We start from the raw sequence: 23,982 nt of genomic DNA on the forward strand, positions 1-23,982 counted from the left end.
GCGGTCCCGCGCGTGCGTGCCGATCGTCCCGTGCGAGCCGCCGGACCGTGCCTGACCGGCCGTGCCCGGCGGCCGACGCTCACCGGCGCAGCGGCAGCGTCCGCAGCCGTGGCCCGCCGGCCGCCCGGACCGCGTTGGCCACCGCGGCGGGCACCGGGCCGATGACCGGCTCGCCCATGCCCTGCGGCACCTCGCCGTCGCCGGTGAAGCTCACCCGGATCGGGGGCGTGCTCGCCATGTCGATGATCGGGTAGCGGTCGAAGTTGTCGGAGACGACCTGGCCGTCCTCGATCCGCAGCTCCTCGTGCAGGGCCGAGCTGAGGCCCATCACCACCGACCCCTGGGCCTGCAGCTTCGCCCCGGCCGGGTTGACCACCAGCCCGCAGTCCACGGCGACGTCCATCCCGGTGACCCGCAGCCGCCCCTCCGAGAGGTCCACCTCGGCGACCATCGCGACCACCGTGCCGACGTCGCCCGAGCAGGCGATGCCGCGCCCGCGCCCGGGCGGCAGCGGCTCACCCCAGCGGGCCATCTGTGCCGCGGTGCGCAGGACGGTCCGCAACCGCCGTGCCTCCGGATCGGACTCGCTCAGGTGCGCGAGCCGGAACTCCAGCGGGTCCGCGCCGGCGGCCTCGGCCAGCTCGTCGACGAAACTCTCCAGCGCGAAGGTGTTGGGCATCAGCCCGAGCCCGCGCCACGGCCCGGTCGGCACGGGCAGCTGCTCGCGGCGGTTCACCAGCCGGTACGCGGGCAGCTCGTACGGCAGGAACAGCCCGAGCAGCCCGCCCGGGTCGAAGCCGAGCAGGTCGCGCACCGGCTCGGGCAGCCCGGCGACGGCCCAGATGATGTCACCGGCGGCGGTGACCTGCTCCACGCCCCGGATGCGCCCGTCGGCGCCGACCGAGCCGCGCATGACGGTGTGCGTCGGCGGGCGGTAGAAGCCCTGCCGCATGTCGGTGTCCCGGGTCCAGCCGACGTGCACCGGCCGGCCCGCGGCCGCGGACAGCCGGGCGGCCGCGACGGCGAGGTGCTGGCCGCCCTTGCGCCCGAACGATCCGCCGAGCTGGGTGACGTGGAGCACGACCTCGCGCTCCTCGCCGAGTGCCGCGCGTACGTCCTCGACCACGGACCCCGGGCTCTGCGTGGGCACCCACAGCTCCACCCGGCCACCGGTGCCGGGCTCGACCCGGGCCAGCGCCGCCAGCGGCTCCAGGTGCGCGTGCGCCGCGAGCGGCGTACGGTACGCCGCCTCGATCCGGGTGCCCTCCGTGAGCGCCCGGCTGATCGAGCCGTCCCGGCGCAGCACCACGCCGTGGCTCGCGGTGACCTGCTCTTCGACGGCCGCCGTGTCGGCGCGGCTGCCCTCGCTCCAGCTCAGCCGCAGGACGTTCAGCGCGGCCCAGGCCCTGGTCCTCGTGTCGGCGACCACGCCCGCGAAGCCGGCGGCCAGGTCGATGACGACCTGCTGCACGCCCGGCATGCCGGCGGCGTCGCCCGGCTGGGCGTCGAGCAGCTCGGCCCCGAACCGGGGCGGGACGGCGTACGCGCCGTAGCCCATGTCCGGCAGGCGCGCGTCGTAGCCGTACACCGCCTCGCCGAGCAGCTTGGCCCGGAAGTCGACGCGGGGCGCGGAGCGGCCGATGCTGGTGAACTCCCGTGCCGGGCGCAACTCCGGCTGCTCCGCGGGCTCCTGCCAGGGCCCGCTGTGTGCGCTGATCACCTCGCCGTAGGTGAGCCTGCGGCCGGTCCCGGCGACCTGGAACGCGCCGTCGGCGGCGGCCAGGTCCTTCGCGTCGACGGCGAGCTGTCGGGCCGCTTCGAGCGCGAGCATCTCGCGTACGGCGGCGGCCGCTTCGCGGATCGGGGTGTACAGCGAGGCCACCGACGTGGACCCGAAGGTGAACAGGGTCTGCGCCGGGAATCCGCGCGCGGTGTCGGCCTGCACGACGGCCAGCCGCTCCGGCGGCACCCGCAGCTCCTCGGCCGCGATCTGCGCCAGCGCCGTGTGGACGCCCTGCCCCATCTCGATCTTCGGCACGTGCACGGTGACGCCGTCGCCGGTCAGCTCGAACCACACCAGCGACGACTCGGGGATCTCCGCCGGGCCGGTGCCGCGCCCCAGCATCCACTCCGCCAGCGCGGGACGGCCGTACTCCACGGCCAGCGGCACGCCCACGACCAGCGCGCCCATCGTGGCACCGGTGCCGATCAGCAGCCGGCGGCGGGTGGCCCGCCGGCGCAGGCGGCGGCCGTATGACTCGTAGGGGCCGGTCATGACCTGCGCGCCAGCTCGGCGGCGCGGGCGACCGCCGCCTTGATCGTGTTGTAGCCGCCGCACCGGCACAGGTTGGGCTGCGCGGCCTCGGCGATGGCGGCCTCATCGGGCGCCGGGTTCCGGTTGAGCAGCGCGACCGCGCACAGGACGTGACCCGGCAGGCACCACCCGCACTGCAGCGGCGTCTCCAGGAACGCCTGCTGCACCGGGTGCAGCGCGGTGACCTGGCCGTCGGGACCGCGCTCGGCGAGGCCCTCCAGGGTCGTCACGGGGCGCTCGCCGACCGACGCGGCGGTGATCTGGCAGCTGCGCACCGGCTCCCCGGCCACCAGCACGGTGCAGCAGCCGCATGCGCCGATGCCGCAACCGTAGTGGGTGCCGGTCAGTCCCAGCTCGTCGCGCAGCACCCACAGCAGCGGCTCGTCGGCGTGCTCGATCGGATGGGACCGTCCGTTCACGATGATCCGTGTCGGGTCCGCTGCGGAACTGCTGGGCATAGCAAGCAGTGTAGGGATGCGCGTACGGCCCGGCCATGATCGCTCCACCCTGCCGCGCGGCAGAGCGGAGCGATCATCGGTGGGCTGCGGCCGGTGCCGGGCTCAGTCGCCGGTGCCGAGCGCGGCGATCGGGCTGATCCGCGACGCCCGGCGGGCAGGCAGCACACCGGCGAGAGCGGTGAGCGCGACCAGCACCGCGAACAGGCCGAGCAGCGGCAGCACCGGCAGCTCCACCGGGGCGCCGACGCCGAGCGCCCGCACCGCCAGCCACGCGTACGGCACCCCGAGCAGCAGACCCAGCGTCGCGCCGAGCACGCCGTACAGCCCGGACTCGGTGGTCAGCATGAGCCCCAGCCGGGCGCGGGACAGGCCGATCGCCCGCAGCACACCGGACTCGGCGGCCCGCTCGACCACGGACAGCGCGGTGGTGGTGCCGACGCCGACGACCGCGATGAGCACGGTCAGGCCGACGACGCCGAGCGCGATGCCGAGCAGCGAGTCGAGCACGTCCTGGTACTGGTCGCGCTCGTCGGCGAGCACGCTGAGCCGCAGCCCGCCCGTGCTCTCGGCGACGCCGCGCAGGGCCCGCTGCCCGGCGGTGCGCCCGTCTTCACCGGACGCCGCGGCGTCGGCCAGGATCCCGGAGTAGCCCGCCGGTGCGCCGAGCCGGTCCAGGTCGGCCGGGTCGGCCAGCAGCGCAGAGTCGAGCGGCACCCAGCCCGGCAGGACCGCGGCGATGCGCACCTCGACCGTGTGCCCTTCCCGGGACAGGGTGAGCCGGTCGCCCGCCGTCCTGCCGAGCACCTCGGCGAAGTATCCGGACAGCACCACCCGCCCCGCGCCGGTGTCGGCGAGCGAACCCGCCTCGACGTCGAGCACGCCGAGCGCCGGCAGCGCCTTGACGTCCAGGTCGCTGGCGTCGTACGTGTTCTCCGGGTCGCCGTCGATCCGCAGCTCGCCGAGCCGCCGGTAGGGCGTCACGTGCGCCAGTTCGGACCGGTCCCGCACCTGCGCCACGACCGCCGCCGGGATCGGCTGCTCACCGGCGGTCAGCTCGAAGTCGGCCGGGGCGGACAGGGCCATCTCCCGGTCGGCGAGGGCCTGCACCGAGGCGCTGCCGACCAGGACCCCGGCGATGAGGGTCACGCCGAGGGCGACGACCGTCGACACCGCCGCGGCGCGGCGCGGCGCGCCCCCGATGCCGCCGACGGCCAGCCGCCCGACCGGGCCGAGGCGGCGCAGCGGCCACCCGGCCACCGCCAGCAGCGGCCGGACCAGCAGCGGGCCGAGCAGCATGAGGGCCAGGAAGGCGAGCATGCCGGAGGCGACCAGCCCCAGCAGCATCGGCAAGGGCGCGTAGTTCTCGGTGTCCTGACCAGGCAGCCGGGACCCGATGAACAGCCCGGACAGGACCGCGCCGATGGCCAGGAGCAGGCCGGACACCAGCCGGAACCCGCCGATGCCGCGCCGGGCCGGGGCGGTCTGCGCGGCGCGCAGCGCGGCCAGCGGGGCCACCCGGGCCGCGGACAGCGCGGGGGCCAGCACCGCGGCGACCGTGACGGCGACGGCGCCGCACACCACCGCGAGGGCCGCGCCCAGCGGCAGGCCCGGGCCGGATAGCCCCACCCCGAACCAGCCGAGCACCGCCGGCAGGCCGTGCCCGAACGCCAGCGCGGCCAGCACCCCGACCACGCCCGCGACCAGACCGGTGAGCGCCCCCTCGGCGGCCAGCGCCAGGCTGATCCCGCCGCGCCCCGCACCGACCGCGCGCAGCAGCGCGAGCTGCCGGGTGCGCTGGGCGAACACGATCCGGAAGGTGGACGCGGCGACGAGCCCGGCCGCGATCACCGCGATCGCCACGAACATGGCGACCAGCGCGAACAGGTTGCCGATCTGCTCCACGGCGCGGGCCGCCTCCTCGGCGCGCACCTCGGCGCCGGGGCGGACGCCCGGCACGGCCATGTCCTGCGGCCGGGGCGCGGCGTCGAGCACGGCCTGGATGCGCTGCCGCGCCTCGTCGGCGGACGCGCCGTCGGCCAGGCGCACCTCGATCCGGCCGAGCGGGCCGCCGGGGGTGAGCGCGGCGACGGCGGCCTCCGAGGCGTACGCCTGCGCGCCGGAGTCGCGTGCGGTCTCGACGATCCCGGTCACGGTCAGCGCGACCGGTGGCGTGTCGGAGCCGGTCCGCACGTTCGCCACCGAGCCGAGGGGCAGGCCCACCCGCTCGGCGGTGCGGGCGGTCACCGCGATCTCGTTCGCCGCCTGCGGGAAGCGCCCGGTCACGGTCCGGACCAGGGCCAGCGGTCCGCTGCCCGGGTCGGCCGTCACCTGGAGGAAGGCCCCGTGGCCGGCCGAGCCGACCAGCACCGAGGTCTCGAACCGGCCCACCGCCTCGGCCACGCCGGGCACGGCCCGGACGGCGGCCAGGTCCGGCGCGGTCGCCGTGGCGTCGCCGCCCACCACGAACGCCGCCTGCTCCGGCGTGCCGCTGAGGCCGTCGAGCACGGTCCGCTCGGTGATCTGCTGGGCCAGCACCGTGGCGAACACCACGAACGAGGCGACCAGCACGGCCAGGCCGGTCAGCAGCAGCCGCGCCGGGCGCCGGGCCAGCGCCGCCAGCTGGGTACGCAGCACCGTCCGGCTCATCGGGCGACCGCCTGCCCGCTCAGCGCGTGCGTGATCGCGTCGTACCCGGGCCGGTCCAGCTCGCCGGAGACCCGGCCGTCGGCCAGCAGCAGCACCCGGTCGGCGTACGCGGCGGCGGTGGCGTCGTGGGTCACCATGACCACGGTCTGGCCGAGGTCGCGCACCGCGTCGCGCAGCAGCGCCAGCACCTGCGCGCCGGACGCGGAGTCGAGGTTGCCGGTGGGCTCGTCGGCGAAGACGACCTCCGGCCGGGACACCAGCGCCCGCGCCAGGGCCACCCGCTGCTGCTGGCCGCCGGAAAGCTCGCTCGGGCGGTGGGCCAGCCGGTCGGCCAGGCCGAGCGCGGTGACGAGGTAGTCCAGCAGCTCCGGGTCGGGCCGCCGCCCGGCCAGGTCCAGCGGCAGGGTGATGTTCTGCGCCGCGGTCAGCTGCGGGAGCAGGTTGAACGACTGGAACACGAAGCCGATCCGCTCGCGCCGGACCTTGGTCAGCACCCGGTCGGCGAGCCTGGTCAGGTCCGTCCCGCCGAGCAGCGCCTGCCCGGAGGTGGCCGTGTCCAGCCCGGCCAGGCAGTGCATCAGCGTCGACTTGCCCGACCCGGACGGGCCCATGATCGCCGTGAACTCGGCGCGGGTGAAGCCGACCGTCACCCCGTCCAGGGCACGGACCGCGGTGCCGCCGGTGCCGTACACCTTGACCAGGTCGACCGCCGCCGTCGCGTAGAGCGGGCCGGCGGTTTGCTGCGTACTCACATGTCCTCCAGGGATGGCTCCTGATTCCGCAGCAGAGCCTTTCGCGGCGGGGACGGGCGGCGCATCGGCCGACCGCAAGGTTCGCCGCCGGGCGGCTATGACTTTCGGCCGATCCGGGCACCGCCGAGCGCTCGCTACGCTGGGTGACGATGACATCCCCGCTACGCCCCTGGTGGCAGGTCCTCGGCCGGCTGGCCCTGCTCGTCGCGCTGGCCGTGCTCGGCGTCTTCGACGTGCGCTACGGTCTGCTGCGCTCGATGCCCCCGGTCGCGCTGATGCGGCTGTTCCTGCCGATGGCGGTGGCCGCGGTCTGGCTGCTGCCGTACCGGCAGAATTCGCGCGTGCTGCCGCGGCTGGCGCTGCCGGTCGCGGCGGTGTCGCTGGCCCTGAGCGGCTTGATGCTGCTGGTCGGCGCCGCCGAGTACGGGTCGCCGGACAGCTGGGGTCTGGCCGAGACCGCCGCCCTGCTCGGACTGCTCTACGTGACCGCCCGCCGGGCCTCGGCTGCCATGGCGCCGTGGGCGGTGCTCGTCATCGGTGCCGCGGTGGTGCTGCTCCCGCTGCGCAACGGCACCGCCAACGTCTTCGTGGTCTTCGGGCTGCTGCTGGCCATCGCGGCGGCCGTGGCGGTGACCGCCGGCACGTACGTGCGGATGCTGGACAGTGGCCGGCGGCGGGCGCTGGAGGAGGTCCGTGCCGCCCAGCGCGCCGAGTTCGCCCGGGACCTGCACGACTTCATCGCACACCACGTGACCGGCATCATCGTGCAGGCTCAGGGCGCCCGCTACGTCGGCGAGCAGGACCCGCAGCGGGCGCTGGCCGCGCTGGAGCAGATCGAGCACGCCGGGGCGGAGACGATGGCGTCGATGCGGCGCATGGTCACCGTGCTGCGCGCACCGGAGGCGCCGCTCGCGCCGCTGGCCACCGCGACGGACCTGGCGCCGCTGCTGGACGGGTTCAACCGGGCGAGCGCGGCGACGGCCCGCCTGCACGTGGACGGCAGGCTGGACGATCTGCCGGTCGAGGTGTCGACCAGCGTCTACCGGGTGGTGATGGAGGCGCTGACCAACGTCCGCCGCCACGCCGTCCAGGCCGGGGCGGTGGACGTGTGGGTACGCCGTACGCCCGGCTGGCTGTTCGTCCGCGTCGCCGACGACGGCGCCCCGCCGCGCCCGGCCAGCGGCCGGGAGCCCGCCGGATACGGCCTGGTCGGCCTGCACGAGCGGGTCCGCGCGGTGGGCGGCTGGATCACCGCCGGTCCCGGCATCGAGCGGGGCTGGGTGCTGGACGCGGCGATGCCGCTGACCTGGCGGGAGCCCGCATGATCAAGGTGATGATCGCCGATGACCAGGCCATGGTCCGCACCGGCTTCAGCATGATCATCGGCGCGCAGCCCGACATGGCGGTCGTCGGCGAGGCCGCCGACGGCGTCGAGGCCGTCGACCTGGCCCGCCGGGTGCGGCCCGACGTCGCGCTGATGGACATCCGCATGCCGCGCCTGGACGGCCTGGAGGCGCTGCGCCTGCTGGCCGGTCCCGGCACCCCGGATCCGCCGAAGGTCGTCGTGGTGACCACGTTCGACCTGGACGAGTACGTGCACGCCGCGCTGCGCAACGGCGCCTGCGGCTTCCTGCTCAAGGACTCCGGGCCCGCGCTGCTGGTCGAGGCGGTCCGCGCCGCCGCGTCCGGCGACTCGCTGATCAGCCCGTCGATCACGGTGCGGCTGCTGGCCCACCTGACCCCGTCGCTGCCCGGCCGGGGTGGCGACGACCAGGGCCTGTCGCCGCGCGAGCTGGAGGTCGTCAAGCTGACCGCGCGCGGCCTGACCAACGCCGAGATCGCCGCGCAGCTGTTCATCTCCCTGGGCACCGTCAAGACCCACCTGGGCAGCGTGCAGACCAAGCTCGGCGCCCGCAACCGGGTGGAGATCGCCGCCTGGGCCTGGGAACGCCGCCTGGTCGGCTGATGTCCGGAAGTCGCCCTCGAGGGCGGCCCGGTACGGTTCGTCCGCGTACTGCCCAACCCCTTGCGCAGGCGATGCGGCCGGTCACGGACGCGCCTGGTTCTACCATGGCTCGAAGAGGGTTGCTTCACGCTGCACGAGCAAGAGTCGGAGCGGGCGCGCGCCGGACGCGCCGCTCACGAGCGGTTATCACCGCGGGGCAGCTTGAACCGCGGTCTGAAGGGCAGGGGCCCTTCCCGATTTCTCATCAGCACATAAGGAAACCACCCCATGTCTGCCACATCCGACGCCACTGCGGTCAGGCCGTTCCGGGTCGAGACGTCCGAGGCCGACCTTAAGGACATGCACGCGCGGATCATGCACACCCGCTGGCCCGAGAAGGAGACCGTCCCCGACGACACACAGGGCCCGACACTCGCCACCATGCAGGCGCTGGCCCATTACTGGGCACATGACTACGACTGGTATCAGTGCGAGGAGCGGCTCAACTCGTACCCCGGCTACCTCACCGAGATCGACGGGCTGGACTTCCACTTCCTGCACATCCGGTCGAAGCACGAGAACGCCATGCCGATCGTCATCTGCCACGGCTGGCCCGGCTCGATCATCGAGCAGATGAAGCTCATCGAGCCGCTCACCGACCCGACCGCGCACGGCGGCACCGCTGAGGACGCGTTCCACGTGGTCATCCCGTCGATGCCCGGATACGGCTACTCGGGCAAGCCCACGCAGCCCGGCTGGGGCCCGGACCGGATCGCCCGGGCCTACGGCGAGCTGATGAACCGCCTGGGCTACGACCGCTACGTCGCGCAGGGCGGTGACTGGGGCGCGATCGTCGTCGACCTGATGGGCGCGCAGGAGGTGCCGGGCCTGGTCGGCATCCACACCAACATGGCCGGCGTGGTCCCGGCCGAGATCGACAACCTGTTCCAGCGCAACGTCATCGGCGCGGCGGACGCGCTGCACCACCTGCCCGCCGGGTTGTCCGACGAGGAGCGGGCCGCCTGCGAGCAGCTCGACTTCACCTGGAAGCACGTCGCATACGCGCTGCAGATGGGCTCGCGGCCGCAGACCCTGACCGGCCTGGCGGACTCGCCCGTCTTCCTGGCGGCGTGGCTGCTCGACCACGACCCGCGCAGCATGGCGCTGATCTCGCGCTCGTTCGCCGGGGTGCCCGAGGGCCTCACCCGCGACGACGTGCTCGACAACGTCACCCACTTCTGGCTGACCAACTCGGGGGCGTCGGCGGGCCGGATCTACGCGGAGAACAAGTACTCGTTCTTCGGGGTGAAGGGCGTCAGGCTGCCCGTCGCGGTCAGCGTCTTCCCCGACGAGCTCTACCAGGCGCCGAGGAGCTGGGCGGAGCAGGCGTACCCGAATCTCGTCCACTACAACAAGCTGCCCAAGGGCGGGCACTTCGCCGCCTGGGAGCAGCCCGGATACCTGGTCGACGAGATCCGCACCGGCCTGCGCCCGGTCCGGTAGCGGGCCATGTACGAACGTGTGCACCTGCCCGCGTTCGGCGGGGCGACCGAGTGGCTCAACCGTGAGCCGCTCGGTCGCCCCGAGTTCCGGGCCCGCGCCGTGCTCGTCGACTTCGGCACGCTGACCTGCATCAACTGGCTGCGCACCCAGCCCTGGACCAGGGCCTGGGCGGCGGCCTACCGCGACGACGGCCTGGTCGTGCTCGGCGTGCACACGCCCGAGTTCTCCTTCGAGCACGATGTCGACCTGGTCCGCCGAGCGGTGCGCGAGCGCGGCATCGACTACCCGGTGGCGGTCGACAACGACTACAAGATCTGGACCGCCTTCGACAACCACTACTGGCCCGCGCTGTACTTCCTAGACGGTGACGGCGTCGCCCGTGACCAGCACTTCGGCGAGGGACGGTACGAGGAGTCCGAGCGGACCCTCCAGTGGCTGCTCGGCATCGAGCGGGACCCGGTCCAGGTCGAGGGCGCCGGGGTGGAGGCGGCGGCCGACTGGGACCATTTGCGCACCCCCGAGACCTATCTCGGGTACGCGCGCGGCGAGCGCTTCTCCGCCGACGGCGAGCACCTCTCGTACACGCTTCCGCTGGAGCTGCGCCTCAACCACTGGGCGCTGGCCGGCGCGTGGGCGGTGGAACGCGAACGGGCCGCGCTGCAGCGGGGCCGCGGGAGCATCGCGTTCCGGTTCGAGGCCCGTGACGCGCACCTGGTGATGAACCGCTCGGTGCCCGCGTCGATCCCGTTCCGGGTGCTGGTGGACGGGCTCCCGCCCGGCGATTCGCACGGCGTGCACGTCGGAGCAGACGGCGCCGGGCTGCTCGACGAAGGCCGTATGTACCAGCTGATCCGCGAGCGGGACCGGGTCCGGGAGCGGACCCTGGAGATCGCTTTCGAGGAGCCGGGCGCGGAGGCGTACGCGTTCACGTTCGGCTGACCGGCGAGGTGGCACCATGACAGTGACAGCCGAGCGGGCGGCGCTGCGGCCGTTCCGGATCGAGATCCCCGACGCCGAGCTGGCGGACCTGCGCGCGCGGATTCTGCGCACACGCTGGCCGGAACGGGAGACGGTGGACGACGAATCGCAGGGGCCGCGCCTGGCCACGGTCCAGGAGCTAGCCCGGTACTGGGCCGAGGAGTACGACTGGCGCCGCTGCGAGGCGCGCCTGAACGCGTACCCGGGCTTCCTCACCGAGATCGACGGGCTCGACGTCCACTTCCTGCACGTCCGCTCGCCGCACGAGGACGCCCTGCCGATCGTGCTCTGCCACGGCTGGCCCGGCTCGGTCGTCGCGCTGCTGAAGGTCGTCGAGCCGCTGACCGACCCCACGGCGCACGGCGGCCGGGCCGAGGACGCGTTCCATGTGGTCATCCCGTCGATGCCTGGCTACGGCTTCTCCGGCAAACCGGCCGCCCCCGGCTGGGGACCGGACCATGTCGGCAGGGCCTGGGCGGAGCTGATGCGCCGCCTGGGCTACGACCGGTACGTCGCGCAGGGCGGCGACTGGGGCGCGATCGTGGTCGACCTGATGGCGGCGCAGGAGGTCCCCGGTCTGGCCGGCATCCACACCAACATGGCCTGTGTGGTGCCCGCCGAGATCGACCGGCTGTTCCAGCAGAACATCGTCGGCGCGGCCGACGCGCTCCGTCACCTGCCCGCCGGGCTGTCCGAAGAGGAGCGGGCCGCCTGCACGCAGCTCGACTTCACCTGGAAGCACGTCACGTACGCGCTCCAGCAGGGCTCGCGGCCGCAGACGCTGACCGGGCTGGCGGACTCGCCCGTGTTCCTGGCGGCGTGGCTGATCGACCTCGAAGCCAAGGGCCTGGCGCTGATCTCACGTGCCTTCGCCGGTGGCCATGAGCCACTGACCAGGGACGACGTGCTCGACAACGTGACCCTGTTCTGGCTGACGAACACGGGTGTGTCCGCCGCTCGCCTCTACGCGGAGAACAGCTTCTCGTTCTTCGGCGTCAAGGGCGTGCGGCTGCCAGTCGCGGTGAGCGTCTTCCCGGACGAGCTGTACCTGGCGCCCCGGAGCTGGGCGGAACAGGGTTACCCGAACCTGATCCACTACCACCGGCTGCCCGCGGGCGGCCACTTCCCGGCCTGGGAGCAGCCGACGTCGTACGTGGACGAGGTCCGCGCGGGCCTGCGCTCCCTGCGTCAGCCCGGCTAGCGCCAGGTGTCGACCACGTCACAGCGGGAGCCTGTCACACACGTGCGCCGACGGGAGTCATCCAGGTGAAAGCCGCCGCCACTCCCGAGGAGCACGCGCCATGCACACCGCCTATGTCGTCGTCACCGTCCTGGCCGCCCTGTGGGTCGGCTTCTCGTCGGTCTCGCTGTTCCGCCGCGCGGACTTCGTGGTCGCCCCGCTGGTGAGCTACGGCGTCCCGCGTTCCTGGTGGCCCTGGCTGGCCACCGCCAAGGGCACCGGGGCGCTGGGCCTGCTCGTCGGCCTGATCATCCCGGCGGTCGGGGTGGCGGCGGCGATCGGCCTGATCCTGTACTTCACCGGTGCCGTGATCACGGTGCTGCGCGCCCGCTCGTACCGGACCCTCGCCTTCCCGGTGCTGTACCTGGTCCCGGTCGCGGTGGCGCTTGCCCTCGGCATGGCCGCCTAGCACCGCGCCTGGCCGATCACGCGGTGACGCCGTCCCCGGGACCACGTCGGTCCCGGGGACGGCGTCAGCTCAAGGGGTGCCGCAGGCGGCGGCGGTGGGTACGGCCGTGTCGCCGTTCGGCCGCGACGCCTGGAAGCCCCACGTGGTGCTCGACCCGGCCGCGATGGTCGCGTTCTGGCCCGCGATGCCGCGTGCGGTGACGGTCTGGCCGCTCACGCTCACCGTGGCGTTCCACGAGCCGGTGAGGACATGCCCGGCGGGCAGTGTGAACGTGACCGTCCAGCCGCTGATGGCGGCGCTGCCGGTGTTGGTCACGGTGTTGGGCTGCATGACGTAGCCGCCGCCCCATCCCGTCTGGAGGGTCAGCGCGGCCGTGCAGCCGCCACCGGACATGGTCGTGACGGTGACCGCGGGGGAGAACGACGAGACGTTCCCGGCCGCGTCTCGCGCCCGCACCTGGTAGCGGTAGGTGCTGCCGGGGGCGAGCCCGGTGTCGGTGAAGGTCCCGGCGGTCGAGGCGCCCACCTGGGTGAAGGTGCCACCGGTGGCGCCGGACGCGCGGTGGATTTCGTACCCCGCGATGCCGATGTTGTCGGTGGACGAGGCCCAGGTCAGGGTGGTGGAGGTCGCGCTCGTCGCCGAGGCGGTGGGGGTGCCCGGGGTGGTCGGCGGCTGGGTGTCCGGCGGCGGGCACGGCGGGGGCAGGGCGCTGACCGGTGCGGTGAGGGCCGAGGTGTTGCCCGCCGCGTCGCGTGCCCGGACCTGGTACTGCGCCAGGCCGTTCAGCCGGTCGGTGAACGTCGTCGCCGTGGTTGTGCCGACGACGGTGAGCGGGGAGCCGTTCGTCAGGCGGAACACGTCGTAGCCGGTGACGGCGACGTTGTCGGTGGACGGGGACCAGTTCAGCGTGACCACCATGCTGCAGTTCACGCTCACCCGCAGCCCGGCCGGGACGCTCGGCGGGGTGGTGTCGGCGGGCGTCGTGCCGCCGAGCAGCGGGGTCAGCGCCGGATACCACCGGTCGGACATCTTCTGGAAGCCCGAGTCGTCGGGGTGTACGCCGTCGGAGGTGTCCACGGCGGTGTCGAAGCCGGAGAACTGGTCCACCACCGTGACGGGGGACTGCGCGGTGGACTTGCCGGCGGCCCAGGCGGGGATCGCCGCGTTGAGCGCCGATACGCCGGTCGGGCACCAGGAGCAGCCGCTGGGCGTCATCGGGATGATCTGCGCGACCAGGACCTTGATGTTCGGGTTGTCGGCGCGCATCTGGTCGACGAGCTTGCCGAACGCGGCGAGGATCGTCGCGGTGGGCTGGTTGTTCCAGACGTCGTTGGTGCCCAGGTGCATGAGCACGACGTCGGGGTGGGTGGCGGCCAGCCAGCCGGGCAGCTGGTTCTGGTCGGCGATCCCGGTCGCCTGGTAGCCGCCGTGTCCCTCGTTGTCGCCGTCCCAGCCGTTCATGCCGCAGCCGCCGCCGGCCAGCGTCCCGACGAAGTCGACGTCGGTGAAGCCGTTGCGCTGCAGGCGATCCCAGAGCACGGCGCGCCAGCAGCCGGGACCGCCGGTGATGGAGTCGCCGAGCGGCATGACGCGCACCGGTGCGGCGGCGTGTGCGGCCGGCGCACCGGTGATCGCGACGGTCAGCGCGAGCGCGAGCGCGCAGAGCGCCGCCAGCGCGGTCCGGCGCCGGGCGCCGCTGGTGGGTCCGTGGAGTGCGGTTTCAGGCGGGTGGTGTCGAGACATGGGCGTGCCTCCGTGGTATGGATTCCAGATGCTTCGATGGAAGCGCTCCCACCATGCCGTGGACTTCGCGCGGAAGTCAAGGCGTACGCGATGATCGGGAGCTGCCGCCACGCTGCTCCGGCGGCAGCTCCCGATCGGGGAGGTCAGGGGGTGGCGTCAAGCACGGCTTGATAGCCGGCCGCGGTGATCGCGGCGGCGATGACGGCCGGGTCCAGGCCGTCGTCGGCGGTCACCACGGTGCGGCCGCGGCGCACGGACGTCTCCGCCCGCTGGACGCCGGCGACCTCTTCCTCCAGCGTCTCGTCGATGAGGATGCCGCAGCTGGCGCAGTGCATGCCGGTCACCGCGAAGGTGTAGGTGGTCACGGCGTCGCCTCCGTGATCGTCAGGCGGCCGGTGTACATGCCCATGCTGCACGAGTACGCCAACGTGCCGGGCTTGAGCACGCCGAGGTCGATGCGCGTGTCGCCGCTGATCGGCAGGATCTTCTCGATGCCCAGGTCCGGGATCACGAACGCGCGCACGCAGCCGCGCGCCTTCGCCGACCGCACGATCAGCGTCGTGGGCAGACCGGCGGCGACCTGCAGGCTGGCGGGCTCGTAGGCGCCGGTGACCGCGCTGACGACCACCGTCTGGCGGCCGTCGGCGACGGTCACCCGGTCCCCGGTGACGGCGTCCGGTTCGTCGCCGCCCAGGCCGAGCGCGTACGCCAGCTGGCTGGCCGCCACGGGGGAGCCGGACAGTTCCAGGCCGCCGTTGAGGGTGTACGCGCCCAGGGCGAGGACCACCACGCCGGTGGTGACGGCGAGGCGGCGGGCCCAGGCGCCGGCGGCGCGGCGGGCGCGGGCGGCGGCGTAGCCGAGCAGCGTGAACAGCGGCGCGGTGCCGAGGACGAACACCGCCATGATCGCGGCGCCCTGCCACGGCGAACCGGACGCGACCGCCAGCGCCATCACCGACAGCGTCACCCCGCACGGGATGAGCACGCTGGCCACGCCGAGCACCGCCGGGGCGAGCGCGGACTGCGACCGGGCCCTGCCCCGCACCAGGCGCGTCCACGATGCCGGGGGAGTGAAGGTGAGGCCGCGGAACGCCTTGACGCCCAGCTGGGCCAGGCCCATCGCGATGATGAGCAGCCCGGCGCCGACCTGGACCATGGCGCGCACGTGCATGCCCAGCTGGACCGCGGTGCCCAGGAGGCCGAGCAGGACGCCGAGCAGCGTGTGCGACAGCAGCTTGCCGGCGAGGAATCCGCCGACGGGGGCGAGATCGTCACCGGGCCCGGCGGCGGGCTGCCCGCGGCGGGGGCCGGGATCGGCGGGGACGGGCCGGCGCTGGCGGGAGACCAGGCCTGCCAGCAGGCCGCCTTGCACGGCGGCGCAGGACACGCCGCCGGCCAGCAGGCCGAGCAGCAGTACGGAGACAAGATTGACCGACACGGGAGCAGGAACCCTTTCACGGAGGAGGACAACTCGACTAACATCCATACCCATGGATTTATGGGAGTCGGTTGCTCCTATGTGCGCAGGATGCACAACTGGGCGAGCGTCGCCGTCCGGGGTGGTGGCCCGGCCGCCCGCAGGGGCGTGAGCCCGGCCCGGCGCAGCAGGGCAAGCAGCCGCAACGGGTCGGCCATCAGCCAGAACGCCGCCGCGATGGAGGCCAGCACGCTGAGGCAGGCCGCGAGCAGGCCGTGCCCGCCGTCGTCGGACGGTCCCTCGGGATGCCAGGTCATGGCTGCATGGTGGGGCCCGGCGTCCGCCGTCACGGTGGTGACCGGGAGCAGCAGGGGCGACATCTCCGCGCCGCACTGCCAGGACTGCCACAGCCCGAGCCCGGCCAGCAGCAGCGCGACGAGCGCGACGCGCACCGGCATCCGGGCCGGTCGCGTCGCGGTGTGCTGCATGTGGACAGGATAGGGTCCGGCCGGCCGGTGGCGGGAGCGACATCCGTTTCCATGTTCATGTTGCGATGAATTCACGATTCGCTGTACTGTGCTGGTCATGGTGTACGTCAATATGCTGTGCGCGGGCGGGTGGCGATGACGGCCGCGTGGTTCGCGCTGACGGCCAACCTCACCGGCGCCGTCTACGCCTTCGGGGTGCGCAGCTACCTGGCCTGGCGCGCCACCCGTGACACGGGCATGCGGCTGGGCACCCAGCCGCCGGGCTCGCTCGCCTGGTGGGCCAGGGTGCTGTTCGTCGGGGCGCTGGCGCTGCTGCTCGCCGCGCCGGTGGCGGCGCTGGCGGGCCTGCCGGCTCTCGCCGTGGCCACCGCCGTGACCGTCACCGGTGCGGTGCTCACCGCCGCCGGGACCGTCATGGTGGTGCTGGCGCAGCTGACCATGGGCTCGTCCTGGCGGGTCGGGGTGGACCCGGCCGAGCGCACCGACCTGGTGGTGGGTGGGCTGTTCCGGTTCTGCCGCAACCCGATCTTCACCGCGATGGGCATGACGGCCGCGGGCACACTGCTGCTGGTGCCGAACCTGGTCAGCGCGGCCGGCCTGGTGGCGCTGCTCGTCGGGGTGCAGTTGCAGGTGCGCGTGGTCGAGGAGCCGTACCTGCTCGGCGCGCACGGCGCGGCCTACCGTCGGTACGCCGCCCGCACCGGCCGGTTCCTGCCGCTGGTGGGCCGCCTGAAGACCGCCGCCCTGGGGGAGGCGTAGATGCGCGAGCATCACGACCACGACCACGACGGACACTCGCACAGCGTCAGCGTCAGCGCCGACGCGGACCGGCGCTGGCTCGCCGTCGCGCTGGTGGTCATCGCCGGGTTCATGCTGGTCGAGGTCGCCGTCGGGGTCGTCGCACAGTCGCTGGCGCTGATCTCGGATGCGGCGCACATGCTCACCGACGCCGCCGCGATCGTGCTGGCGCTGTTCGCCCTGCGGATCGCGGCCCGGCCCGCCGGGGGCCGCTACACGTTCGGCCTCGCCCGCGCGGAGGTCCTGTCCGCGGCGGCCAACGGGCTGAGCCTGCTGCTGCTGGCCGGCTGGCTGGGCGTGGAGGCGGCCGGGCGGCTGGCCGACCCGCCGCCGGTCACCGGATGGATGGTCGTGGTCACGGGCGTGCTCGGGCTGGCGGTCAACGTGGTGGCCGCGTGGGCGATCAGCAGGGCCGACCGCGCGCGCCTCAACATCGAGGGGGCCTACCAGCACGTGCTGATGGACATGTTCGCCTCGGGCGCGGCCGTGGCCGCCGGTGTGGTGGTGATGCTGACCGGCTGGGTGCGCGCGGACGCGGTCGCGACCCTGGTGGTCGTCGCGCTGATGGTCAGGGGTGCGTGGCCGCTGCTGCGCGAGTCGGGCCGGGTGCTGCTCAACGCGGCCCCCGCGCACGTGCGCCCCGACGACCTCGGCACCGACATGCTGGCCGTCGACGGCGTGGTCGAGGTCCACGACCTGCACGTATGGGCACTCGACGGCGAGCAGGCCGCGCTGTCGGCGCACGTGCTCGTCGGCGAGCCGGCCGACTGCCACGAGGTGCGCCAGGCGCTCGAGCGCAGGCTGGCCGCCGCACACGGGATCCGGCACACCACCCTGCAGGTCGACCACTTCGGCGAGCGGCCTGCCGACGTCGAGCACTGCGAGGTCGCGCACGGCCAGGTGCATCGCCGTCGACAGTACAGCGGATGATGTACTGTCGGGACGTGGAGACCATCGGCGCCCTCACCCACGGGCAGGTTCTGGCCCGCTTCGGCCACGCCCTGTCCGACCCGACCCGCGCGCGGCTGCTGCTGGCCCTGCGGGATGCCCCCGCCTACCCCGCCGACCTGGCCGACCTGCTCGGCGTGAGCCGGCAGAACCTGTCCAACCACCTCGCCTGCCTGCGCGGCTGCGGCCTGGTCGTGGCGACCCCGGAGGGACGCCGCTCGCGCTACGAGCTGTCCGACCCGCGCCTGGCGCACGCCCTCGGCGACCTGCTCGGGGTGGTGCTGGCGGTCGACCCGAGCGTCTGCCCGGCCGCGCAGACCGAGGAATGCTGCTGATGACCGGACTGCCGCAGCTGCGGCTCGGCCCGCCTCCGGCCCGCCGGGCGGTGCTGGCCCGCCGGGTGCGGCTGCTGGTCGCCGCGACCATCGCCTACAACGTGATCGAGGCGGTCGTCGCGATCACGGCCGGGCGCGTGGCCGGCTCGACCGCGCTCATCGGCTTCGGACTCGACTCGATCATCGAGGTGTCCTCGGCCGCTGCCGTGGCCTGGCAGTTCTCCGCCGCCGACCACGAGGCCCGGGAGCGTTCGGCGCTGAGGATCATCGCGGTCTCGTTCTTCGCCCTGGCCGCCTACGTCACCTTCGAGGCCGTGCAGGCGCTGGTCGCGGGCCACCGCCCCGAGCACTCCACGGTCGGCATGGTGCTGGCGGCGCTGTCGCTCGCGGTGATGCCGGCGCTGTCGTACGCCCAGCGCCGGGCCGGGCGGGAGCTCGGCTCGCGCAGCGCGGTGGCGGACTCGAAGCAGACGCTGCTGTGCACGTACCTGTCGGCGGTGCTGCTGGTGGGGCTGGCGGCGAACAGCCTGCTCGGCTGGTGGTGGGCCGATCCGGTCGCGGCGCTGGTCATCGCGGTGGTCGCGGTCAAGGAGGGCCGGGAGGCGTGGCGCGGCGACGCCTGCTGCGGCCCGGCGGCGGCGCTGCGTCCCGGTGCCGAGTGCGCCGACGGGTGCTGCTCCACCGGGGCCGACGGCTGAGTTACGCGTCGTCGCGCCGGTGGAAGCTCTCACCCGCGTGATCGGGGTCCGTGTACACCTTCAGGGTGCCGTCGGGGTACGCCGCGAACGGCAGGATCACGCCGTCGGGGCAGCGGTGCAGGAACATCAGCGTCGGTCCCACCACGACGAAGGAGTACGCCTCGGCCGTGGCGTCCTCGTGCCCGTGCTCGGCCCGCCACTGCTGGACCCGCTCGGCGATGCCCGGCTGCGCCGACGTGTCGTTGACCTTGCCGATGAGATCGTCCACGGCCGGCCGGTCCAGGATCTCGATCTGCAGATTCCGAAGCTGGCTCATCGCCGGGCCCCTCTCAGCGCATCCGGCGCACGACCGTGCGCTCTATCTCGACCCTAGGCCCGGCTCCCCGGCGCGCGGGTGAGTTTCACCAGCAGCTCGGTGTCGTTGTGGTGGCCTTCGAAGTCCGAGAACTCACCCGCCACGAAGGTCCAGCCGCCCTCGGCGATGAGCGTGCGGAGCCGGTCCAGGGGCAGCCGGGCCACTGTCGCGGGCGCGTCCCACTCCCCGCCGATGACCTCCTCGACCCGCTCGGCCAGGGCCTCGATCGTGTCGAACTCGTCCGGATCGACGTCCTCGACTTCGAACCAGGTGCCCTCGGTCGCACGGCGGAGCAGCTCGGCGTCCGCCTTCTCGGGCGAGTCGATGTCCTCGTCCCATTCGTGCTCGAAGAAGGAGAAACGGAGAAGGACGCTCTCGGTCATCGCAGGATCGTACAAGCGGCGCCCGCCCCGGGCGGGGGCGGCCGCCGACCCGTGCGCAGGACCTGGTCCGGCCGACCTCTTCGGGCGAGGGCCGGTGCGCCCGGCGCTCACTCGGCCAGCGGCGGGCGGACCCGGAAGGCGCTCTCCGCCTGGAAGGCCGCCGAGCCGTCGCTGTGGTCGACCCACAGCTGCGTGCCACGCCGGTGCACGAACCAGCCAGGGTAGTTCGACGCTTCGAGCAGCACCGTGCCCGCTGACGGCCCGGGGCGTACGCAGAAGGTGGCGTCGCCGCGGAACAGCTCCGTGCCGATCGCCGGGTCCAGCCGCAGCCGCCACGAGGAGTGGCGCAGGTAGCGGCCGTCCGAGGCGCGGAAGGAGAAGCACTTCGCGTCGGCCAGACCGGAGACGGCCTGGAAGGTCGCCGTTGCGCGCGTGTCGGCGCCGCTGGCGGCCGACAGCGGCGCCAGCACGGCCAGCCCGTCCGCGGTCGTGGCGAACAGGCCGGGCTCACCGCCCGCCTCCAGCGAGAACGGCCCGGTCGTCAGCGGGGCCGCCGGGGCCGGTGACGACCGCGTGGTGGCGCTGGGGGCCGGACGGGTGCGGGAGGGGCTCGGCGAGGGTGGCAAGGCGGCAGATGTGGTCACGGCCGGTGGCTGCGGCGCCACGGTGGACGGGGGCGGCGCGGGTGACGGCGACGGCCAGGCGATCGCGGCCACCGCGGCGGCGGCGACCACGGATCCGGTCACGGCGGTCGCGGCGATCGGCGAGGCCGCGAACGTCTTCGCGAGATTGCCGAGCACCCCGGCCTTGGCTGCCAGCGTCACCGACGACGTCCCGGTGACGGCGCCCTTGCCGAGCACGGCGGCGGTGAGCGCGACCGGGACGGGCAGCAGGGCGAACCCGGTCAGCAGCTGCTCGGCGGCGACCAGTCCGCCCGCGGCCCCGGCGCAGGTGGCGCAGTCGCGCACGTGCCGGGTCAGGCGCTTGCGCCAGGCCGAGCCCGGCGTGCCGTCCCACCCGGCGGCCAGGCTCTCCAGCCCGGGGCAGCGCGGCCGCTCGTCGAGGGCTGCGAGCAGGGCGCGGCACTGCTCCAGCTGCTGCCGCAGGCGCTGAACGCGTACCCCGGCGTGGGCCACGCTCACCCCGGCGGCCGCCGCCAGCTCGGTGCGGGTCAGCCTGCCCGCGACCTCCAGCCACCACAGCGAGAGCAGCACCCGGTCGTCGTCGTCCAGCCACCGGGCGGCGAGGGCCGCCTGCCGCCGCTGCGCGGCGACGTTCAGGCGCAGCATCGTCACGCCCTCGAACGACGCGTCCGCGTCGGCCGTCTCGATCAGGTCGTCGAGCCCGCCGCCGGTGTACGGCTCGGCGCTGCGCCGCCGCTGCAGGTGGGTGCTGACCTGCCGGACGGCGATGGTGCCCAGCCACGCCCGGAAGGTGCGCGGGTCGCGCAGTTCGCGCAGCTCGCGTACGGCGCGCAGCATGGTCTCCTGCACCACGTCGTCCACGTCGGCGCCGGAGCCGAGGGCACGGCGCACGATGGTGTACGCGAAGGGCAGGTACGTCTCGAGCAGGGCGGCGAGCGCACGCCGGTCGCCCGCTTGCGCCGCGGTGACGAGAGCGGCCTCGCCGGTGCTGGTGGAAGGCATGTCCGTGTCGCTGTCTTCAGTGGATCGGGGGCTCGACTCTGGCCGAGGAACGGCGTGGCGTCAAGCGGCCCGCGCGGCGGTCGGCGAGATCGCGCCCGGCGAACGACGGAGTGACCGGCGTCACGATTAGCGGATCGCGCTGGCGGGTAGTGTCCCGAGGACCCGTGCCGTCGGCGATGCGGGGGCGGTCGTGGCAGGGTAGGGGCATGAGCGAAGAGATCACGACGGTGCGGCCGCAGCCTCCCCTGGCCTCTGATCCTCTTGCCGTGAACGTTTTCACCGGCCACGACACCGCCGGCCCGGACGGTCCGGCCGCGCCCGCAGACCTCGACGGGATGCCCTGGGCCGAGCTGCTGGACGGCTCCGACGAGATGATCTTCACGGTCGACCGCGGCGGCGTCGTCCGTTTCGCCAACGCCGAGGCGGTGCGCGTCCTCGGCGTCGCGGCCGGACGGGCCGTGACCGCCCCGCCGCTGGCCGCCGTCGTACAGGGACCGCCGGGCGCGTTCGACGCCGACCTGGCCGAGCGGCGGTTGCGCGGCCGCGGCGTGCGCTCCGGCGAGCACACCCTCTGGTATGTCCGCGACGTCACCGAACAGGTCATGCGCGTCGACGCGCTGCTGGCCGAGCGGTGGCGCTCGGCGTTCCTCGCCGACGCGGGCCGCCGCCTCGGCTCCTGCCTCAACCGCGGGCGCGCCGCGCGGACCACGGCGCTGCTCGCCGTGCCCGCGCTGGCCGACTGCGCCGTGGTCGTCTGCGACGACGAGCGGGAGCTGTCCTGGATCCGGATCGACGCCGGTCCCGAGGACCGGACGGAGAGCGCCGGCACGCTGCCGAGGTGGGGCGTGCCGCCCGGCAGCGCCCTGGACCAGGCCCTGACCGGGCTCACCGTGCAGGACGACCCCCGGCTCGGCGAGGACATCGCCGCCCTGCTCGCCGACGGGTTCGGGCCGGTCGGCTCGGCGATGGTCGTGCCGCTGCCGGGCCACGGCCTGCCGGCCGGGGCGCTGGTGCTGGCCCGGCATGCCGGCCGTGCGCCGTTCGAGGCGGTGGAGGTGCACCTGGTCCGCCAGTTCGCGGCACGGGCGGGCGCGGCGATCAGCGCCGCCGCGCTGTACGCGGCCCAGGCCGACGCCGCGGAGCTGGTGCAGCGCAGTGTCGAGCCGCCCGCGCTGCCGCAGGTGCCCGGTGTCGCGCTCGGCGCCGCCTACCGCCCCGCGTGGGAGCGGCTGCGCATCGGCGGCGACTTCTACGACGTACGCCCCGGTCCCGACGGCCGGTGGATGTTCGTGCTGGGCGACGTGTGCGGCAAGGGCATCGAGGCCGCCGTGCAGTCGGGCAACATACGCCAGAGCCTGCGCGCGCTGTGGCTGACCGAGTCGTGCCCGTCCCGGCTGCTCGACCTGCTCAACCGGGCGACGCTGACCGGTGACGGGCCGACGCTGGCCACGCTGATGATCGGAGCGATGACGCCGGAACCCGACGGCTCGCTCACGGTGAGCCTCGCCACCGGCGGTCACGCGCCGCCGCTGCTGATGCGGGCCGCCGACGAGGCGGCCGAGGTCGACATCTCCGGCACCGCCATCGGCCTGCTCCTCGACGCGCCGTTCGGGCAGGCACAGGTCGTGCTCGGGCCGGGCGACGCGCTGGTCCTCTACACCGACGGCGTCACCGAGGCCCGCGGCAGGTCCGCCGACCGCCCGTTCTTCGGCCCGCAGCGGCTGGCCGCCGAGTTGCAGGCCTACCGTGGCGCACCCGCGGCGGTCATCGCCGAACGCGTCGCGCAGCGGGTCACCGACTGGGTCGGCGACCGCCTTCAGGACGACATCGCGGTGCTCGTGATCCAGGCCGCGGGCGGGCCGACGGGACCAGCAGCATGAAGGAGGTCGATACATGACCACTGCCGTGTCCGAAGCGGACCGCGCGCGATACCTCGACCTGGTCGGCCAGGGCGCGCAGGCGCCCGCCGTCGATTTCGCGCTCGCCCTCGCCGAGCGGGGCGTGCCGCCCCGCGACGTGCTGCTCGACCTGGTCGCACCGACCCAGGCGGTGATCGGCGACCGGTGGGCGCGCAACGAGTGGAGTGTCGCCCAGGAGCACGCGGCGACCCATGTCAGCGAGCACGTGGTCGCCGCGCTGGCCGCCCACCACCGGCCGCGAGCCGCCGAGCGGGGCATCCTCGTGGTGGCGTGCGTGGACGGCGAGTGGCACGCGCTGCCCGCACGGCTGTTCGCCGAGGTGGTCCGCTGGGACGGCTGGGACGTGCGGTTCCTGGGCGCCAGCGTGCCGGGGCCGCACCTGATCTCCTACCTGCACCGCCACGGCCCCGAGGTGGTGGCCGTCAGCTGCTCGGTGCCGACCCGGCTGGCCGCCGCGCACCGCGTCATCGAGGCGGCGCAGAGCACCGCGACGCCCGTGCTGGCCGGCGGCCGCGGGTTCGGCCCGGCGGCGTGCTGGGGGCGGACGCTGGGCGCCGACCGGGTGGCCGGTGACGCCCGCGAGGCGATCGAGGTGCTGCGCACCTGGCCGGGGCTGTCCCTGGCCGAGAGCGAACCGCGGCGCGAGTCGTTCGTCAGTGACGACGAGCACGTGCTGATCGCCAAGCGCGGTCCGCAGCTGGTCGCCTCCGGCATGGAGGCCCTGGCCGAGCGGTTCCCCGTGGTGGGCCGCCACACCCCGGCCCAGCGGGAGGCCACCGAGTTCGACCTCGGCCAGATCGTCGAGTTCCTGTGCGCCGGGCTGCTCGTCGATGACCCGGAGCTGTTCGGGACGTTCCTCGACTGGCTCTGCGTCGTCCTGGGCACCCGGCATGTCCCGCTGCCCACGGTCGACCTGGTGCTCGACGTGTACCAGCAGCAGCTCTACGACTTTCCCCGGGCGCGGGCGCACCTCGCCGCCGGGCGCCGTCGGCTGGTTCGCTGAGGCA

The 23,982-nt window shown here is 74.1% G+C and carries 23 protein-coding genes; 12 read left to right on the plus strand and 11 right to left on the minus strand.

What is annotated here, in order from left to right; all coding sequences use genetic code 11:
- Positions 1-79: 79 nt before the first annotated feature.
- The 4 genes from CS0771_RS21860 to CS0771_RS21875 form a co-directional block, all read right to left on the minus strand.
- On the minus strand, positions 80-2,275 hold the full coding sequence (locus tag CS0771_RS21860) for a molybdopterin cofactor-binding domain-containing protein (RefSeq protein ID WP_212842728.1): 2,196 nt from the start codon (positions 2,273-2,275) through the stop codon (positions 80-82).
- A complete protein-coding gene (locus tag CS0771_RS21865; protein ID WP_212842729.1) occupies positions 2,272-2,772 on the minus strand; it encodes a (2Fe-2S)-binding protein in 501 nt (166 codons plus the stop codon). Before CS0771_RS21865 ends, CS0771_RS21860 begins: the two co-directional genes overlap by 4 nt.
- A 102-nt stretch (positions 2,773-2,874) precedes the next feature.
- Entirely contained in the window at positions 2,875-5,418 is a 2,544-nt protein-coding gene (locus CS0771_RS21870; RefSeq protein WP_212842730.1) for an FtsX-like permease family protein, read from the minus strand.
- On the minus strand, positions 5,415-6,170 hold the full coding sequence (locus CS0771_RS21875) for an ABC transporter ATP-binding protein (RefSeq protein WP_212842731.1): 756 nt from the start codon (positions 6,168-6,170) through the stop codon (positions 5,415-5,417). Before CS0771_RS21875 ends, CS0771_RS21870 begins: the two co-directional genes overlap by 4 nt.
- 149 nt (positions 6,171-6,319) lie before the next feature.
- Between CS0771_RS21875 and CS0771_RS21880 the strand changes: the two genes are divergently transcribed.
- The 6 genes from CS0771_RS21880 (at position 6,320) to CS0771_RS21905 (ending at position 12,245) form a co-directional block, all read left to right on the plus strand.
- A complete protein-coding gene (locus CS0771_RS21880) occupies positions 6,320-7,495 on the plus strand; it encodes a sensor histidine kinase (protein ID WP_212842732.1) in 1,176 nt (391 codons plus the stop codon).
- A complete protein-coding gene (locus CS0771_RS21885) occupies positions 7,492-8,136 on the plus strand; it encodes a response regulator transcription factor (RefSeq protein WP_212842733.1) in 645 nt (214 codons plus the stop codon). Before CS0771_RS21880 ends, CS0771_RS21885 begins: the two co-directional genes overlap by 4 nt.
- 267 nt (positions 8,137-8,403) lie before the next feature.
- The gene (locus CS0771_RS21890) at positions 8,404-9,618 is read left to right on the plus strand and encodes an epoxide hydrolase family protein (RefSeq protein WP_212842734.1); all 1,215 of its coding nucleotides are present in this window, start codon (positions 8,404-8,406) and stop codon (positions 9,616-9,618) included.
- Positions 9,619-9,624: 6 nt separating this feature from the next.
- Positions 9,625-10,557 carry a thioredoxin gene (locus CS0771_RS21895; RefSeq protein ID WP_212842735.1) on the plus strand — a complete coding sequence of 311 codons (933 nt, stop codon included), beginning with the start codon at positions 9,625-9,627 and terminating at the stop codon, positions 10,555-10,557.
- Between the two features lie 16 nt (positions 10,558-10,573).
- Positions 10,574-11,797, plus strand: a complete 1,224-nt coding sequence (locus CS0771_RS21900; protein ID WP_212842736.1) for an epoxide hydrolase family protein — start codon at positions 10,574-10,576, stop codon at positions 11,795-11,797.
- Positions 11,798-11,897: 100 nt separating this feature from the next.
- The gene (locus CS0771_RS21905; RefSeq protein WP_212842737.1) at positions 11,898-12,245 is read left to right on the plus strand and encodes a DoxX family protein; all 348 of its coding nucleotides are present in this window, start codon (positions 11,898-11,900) and stop codon (positions 12,243-12,245) included.
- A gap of 69 nt (positions 12,246-12,314) precedes the next feature.
- On the opposite strand, the gene CS0771_RS39485 is transcribed toward CS0771_RS21905, so the two are convergent.
- The 4 genes from CS0771_RS39485 to CS0771_RS21925 all read right to left on the minus strand — a co-directional run bounded on the left by CS0771_RS39485 (position 12,315) and on the right by CS0771_RS21925 (position 15,893).
- Positions 12,315-13,988, minus strand: a complete 1,674-nt coding sequence (locus CS0771_RS39485) for a GDSL-type esterase/lipase family protein (protein WP_212842738.1) — start codon at positions 13,986-13,988, stop codon at positions 12,315-12,317.
- A 143-nt stretch (positions 13,989-14,131) separates the two neighbouring features.
- Entirely contained in the window at positions 14,132-14,353 is a 222-nt protein-coding gene (locus tag CS0771_RS21915; protein ID WP_212842739.1) for a cation transporter, read from the minus strand.
- Positions 14,350-15,426, minus strand: coding sequence for a sulfite exporter TauE/SafE family protein (locus CS0771_RS21920; RefSeq protein ID WP_212842740.1), 1,077 nt, complete (start codon positions 15,424-15,426; stop codon positions 14,350-14,352). The genes CS0771_RS21915 and CS0771_RS21920 overlap by 4 nt, the downstream gene beginning before the upstream one ends.
- 77 nt (positions 15,427-15,503) lie before the next feature.
- On the minus strand, positions 15,504-15,893 hold the full coding sequence (locus tag CS0771_RS21925; RefSeq protein WP_212842741.1) for a hypothetical protein: 390 nt from the start codon (positions 15,891-15,893) through the stop codon (positions 15,504-15,506).
- 135 nt (positions 15,894-16,028) lie between these two features.
- Here CS0771_RS21925 and CS0771_RS21930 point away from each other — a divergent pair, with 135 nt between their 5' ends.
- Genes CS0771_RS21930 through CS0771_RS21945 form a run of 4 tightly spaced genes read left to right on the plus strand, consistent with a single transcriptional unit; the run spans position 16,029 to position 18,672 of the window.
- Complete coding sequence (locus tag CS0771_RS21930; protein WP_212842742.1) at positions 16,029-16,652, plus strand: isoprenylcysteine carboxylmethyltransferase family protein; 624 nt, start codon at positions 16,029-16,031, stop codon at positions 16,650-16,652.
- Positions 16,653-17,621 (plus strand): cation diffusion facilitator family transporter, encoded by a 969-nt coding sequence (locus CS0771_RS21935; protein ID WP_212842743.1) that lies wholly within the window; start codon positions 16,653-16,655, stop codon positions 17,619-17,621.
- 23 nt (positions 17,622-17,644) lie between these two features.
- On the plus strand, positions 17,645-17,974 hold the full coding sequence (locus CS0771_RS21940) for an ArsR/SmtB family transcription factor (protein ID WP_371821590.1): 330 nt from the start codon (positions 17,645-17,647) through the stop codon (positions 17,972-17,974).
- The gene (locus CS0771_RS21945) at positions 17,965-18,672 is read left to right on the plus strand and encodes a cation diffusion facilitator family transporter (RefSeq protein ID WP_212842744.1); all 708 of its coding nucleotides are present in this window, start codon (positions 17,965-17,967) and stop codon (positions 18,670-18,672) included. Before CS0771_RS21940 ends, CS0771_RS21945 begins: the two co-directional genes overlap by 10 nt.
- Before the next feature lies 1 nt (position 18,673).
- On the opposite strand, the gene CS0771_RS21950 is transcribed toward CS0771_RS21945, so the two are convergent.
- From CS0771_RS21950 to CS0771_RS21960, 3 genes are all read right to left on the minus strand, one after another.
- Positions 18,674-18,988 carry a hypothetical protein gene (locus tag CS0771_RS21950; protein ID WP_212842745.1) on the minus strand — a complete coding sequence of 105 codons (315 nt, stop codon included), beginning with the start codon at positions 18,986-18,988 and terminating at the stop codon, positions 18,674-18,676.
- Positions 18,989-19,041: 53 nt separating this feature from the next.
- A complete protein-coding gene (locus CS0771_RS21955) occupies positions 19,042-19,410 on the minus strand; it encodes a hypothetical protein (protein ID WP_203748525.1) in 369 nt (122 codons plus the stop codon).
- Between the two features lie 107 nt (positions 19,411-19,517).
- Positions 19,518-21,056 carry a sigma-70 family RNA polymerase sigma factor gene (locus CS0771_RS21960; RefSeq protein ID WP_212842746.1) on the minus strand — a complete coding sequence of 513 codons (1,539 nt, stop codon included), beginning with the start codon at positions 21,054-21,056 and terminating at the stop codon, positions 19,518-19,520.
- A gap of 266 nt (positions 21,057-21,322) precedes the next feature.
- On the opposite strand from CS0771_RS21960, the gene CS0771_RS21965 reads away from it, so the two are divergent.
- Both CS0771_RS21965 and CS0771_RS21970 read left to right on the plus strand, forming a co-directional pair.
- A complete protein-coding gene (locus tag CS0771_RS21965) occupies positions 21,323-22,936 on the plus strand; it encodes a SpoIIE family protein phosphatase (RefSeq protein ID WP_212842747.1) in 1,614 nt (537 codons plus the stop codon).
- Between the two features lie 13 nt (positions 22,937-22,949).
- Positions 22,950-23,978, plus strand: coding sequence for a B12-binding domain-containing protein (locus CS0771_RS21970; RefSeq protein ID WP_212842748.1), 1,029 nt, complete (start codon positions 22,950-22,952; stop codon positions 23,976-23,978).
- Positions 23,979-23,982: the final 4 nt, after the last annotated feature.

The sequence above is a fragment of the Catellatospora sp. IY07-71 genome (assembly GCF_018326265.1).
Classification (GTDB): Bacteria; Actinomycetota; Actinomycetes; order Mycobacteriales; family Micromonosporaceae; genus Catellatospora.

Bases quoted from the DNA above. Each gene is read 5' to 3' on its own strand.
- CS0771_RS39485 (WP_212842738.1), bottom strand. From the start codon at position 13,988: ATGTCTCGACACCACCCGCCTGAAACCGCACTCCACGGACCCACCAGC.
- CS0771_RS21870 (WP_212842730.1), bottom strand. From the start codon at position 5,418: ATGAGCCGGACGGTGCTGCGTACCCAGCTGGCGGCGCTGGCCCGGCGC.
- CS0771_RS21865 (WP_212842729.1), bottom strand. From the start codon at position 2,772: ATGCCCAGCAGTTCCGCAGCGGACCCGACACGGATCATCGTGAACGGA.
- CS0771_RS21880 (WP_212842732.1), top strand. From the start codon at position 6,320: ATGACATCCCCGCTACGCCCCTGGTGGCAGGTCCTCGGCCGGCTGGCC.
- CS0771_RS21905 (WP_212842737.1), top strand. From the start codon at position 11,898: ATGCACACCGCCTATGTCGTCGTCACCGTCCTGGCCGCCCTGTGGGTC.
- CS0771_RS21970 (WP_212842748.1), top strand. From the start codon at position 22,950: ATGACCACTGCCGTGTCCGAAGCGGACCGCGCGCGATACCTCGACCTG.
- CS0771_RS21925 (WP_212842741.1), bottom strand. From the start codon at position 15,893: ATGCAGCACACCGCGACGCGACCGGCCCGGATGCCGGTGCGCGTCGCG.
- CS0771_RS21885 (WP_212842733.1), top strand. From the start codon at position 7,492: ATGATCAAGGTGATGATCGCCGATGACCAGGCCATGGTCCGCACCGGC.
- CS0771_RS21950 (WP_212842745.1), bottom strand. From the start codon at position 18,988: ATGAGCCAGCTTCGGAATCTGCAGATCGAGATCCTGGACCGGCCGGCC.
- CS0771_RS21900 (WP_212842736.1), top strand. From the start codon at position 10,574: ATGACAGTGACAGCCGAGCGGGCGGCGCTGCGGCCGTTCCGGATCGAG.
- CS0771_RS21935 (WP_212842743.1), top strand. From the start codon at position 16,653: ATGCGCGAGCATCACGACCACGACCACGACGGACACTCGCACAGCGTC.
- CS0771_RS21945 (WP_212842744.1), top strand. From the start codon at position 17,965: ATGCTGCTGATGACCGGACTGCCGCAGCTGCGGCTCGGCCCGCCTCCG.
- CS0771_RS21860 (WP_212842728.1), bottom strand. From the start codon at position 2,275: ATGACCGGCCCCTACGAGTCATACGGCCGCCGCCTGCGCCGGCGGGCC.
- CS0771_RS21960 (WP_212842746.1), bottom strand. From the start codon at position 21,056: ATGCCTTCCACCAGCACCGGCGAGGCCGCTCTCGTCACCGCGGCGCAA.
- CS0771_RS21890 (WP_212842734.1), top strand. From the start codon at position 8,404: ATGTCTGCCACATCCGACGCCACTGCGGTCAGGCCGTTCCGGGTCGAG.
- CS0771_RS21895 (WP_212842735.1), top strand. From the start codon at position 9,625: ATGTACGAACGTGTGCACCTGCCCGCGTTCGGCGGGGCGACCGAGTGG.
- CS0771_RS21930 (WP_212842742.1), top strand. From the start codon at position 16,029: ATGACGGCCGCGTGGTTCGCGCTGACGGCCAACCTCACCGGCGCCGTC.
- CS0771_RS21955 (WP_203748525.1), bottom strand. From the start codon at position 19,410: ATGACCGAGAGCGTCCTTCTCCGTTTCTCCTTCTTCGAGCACGAATGG.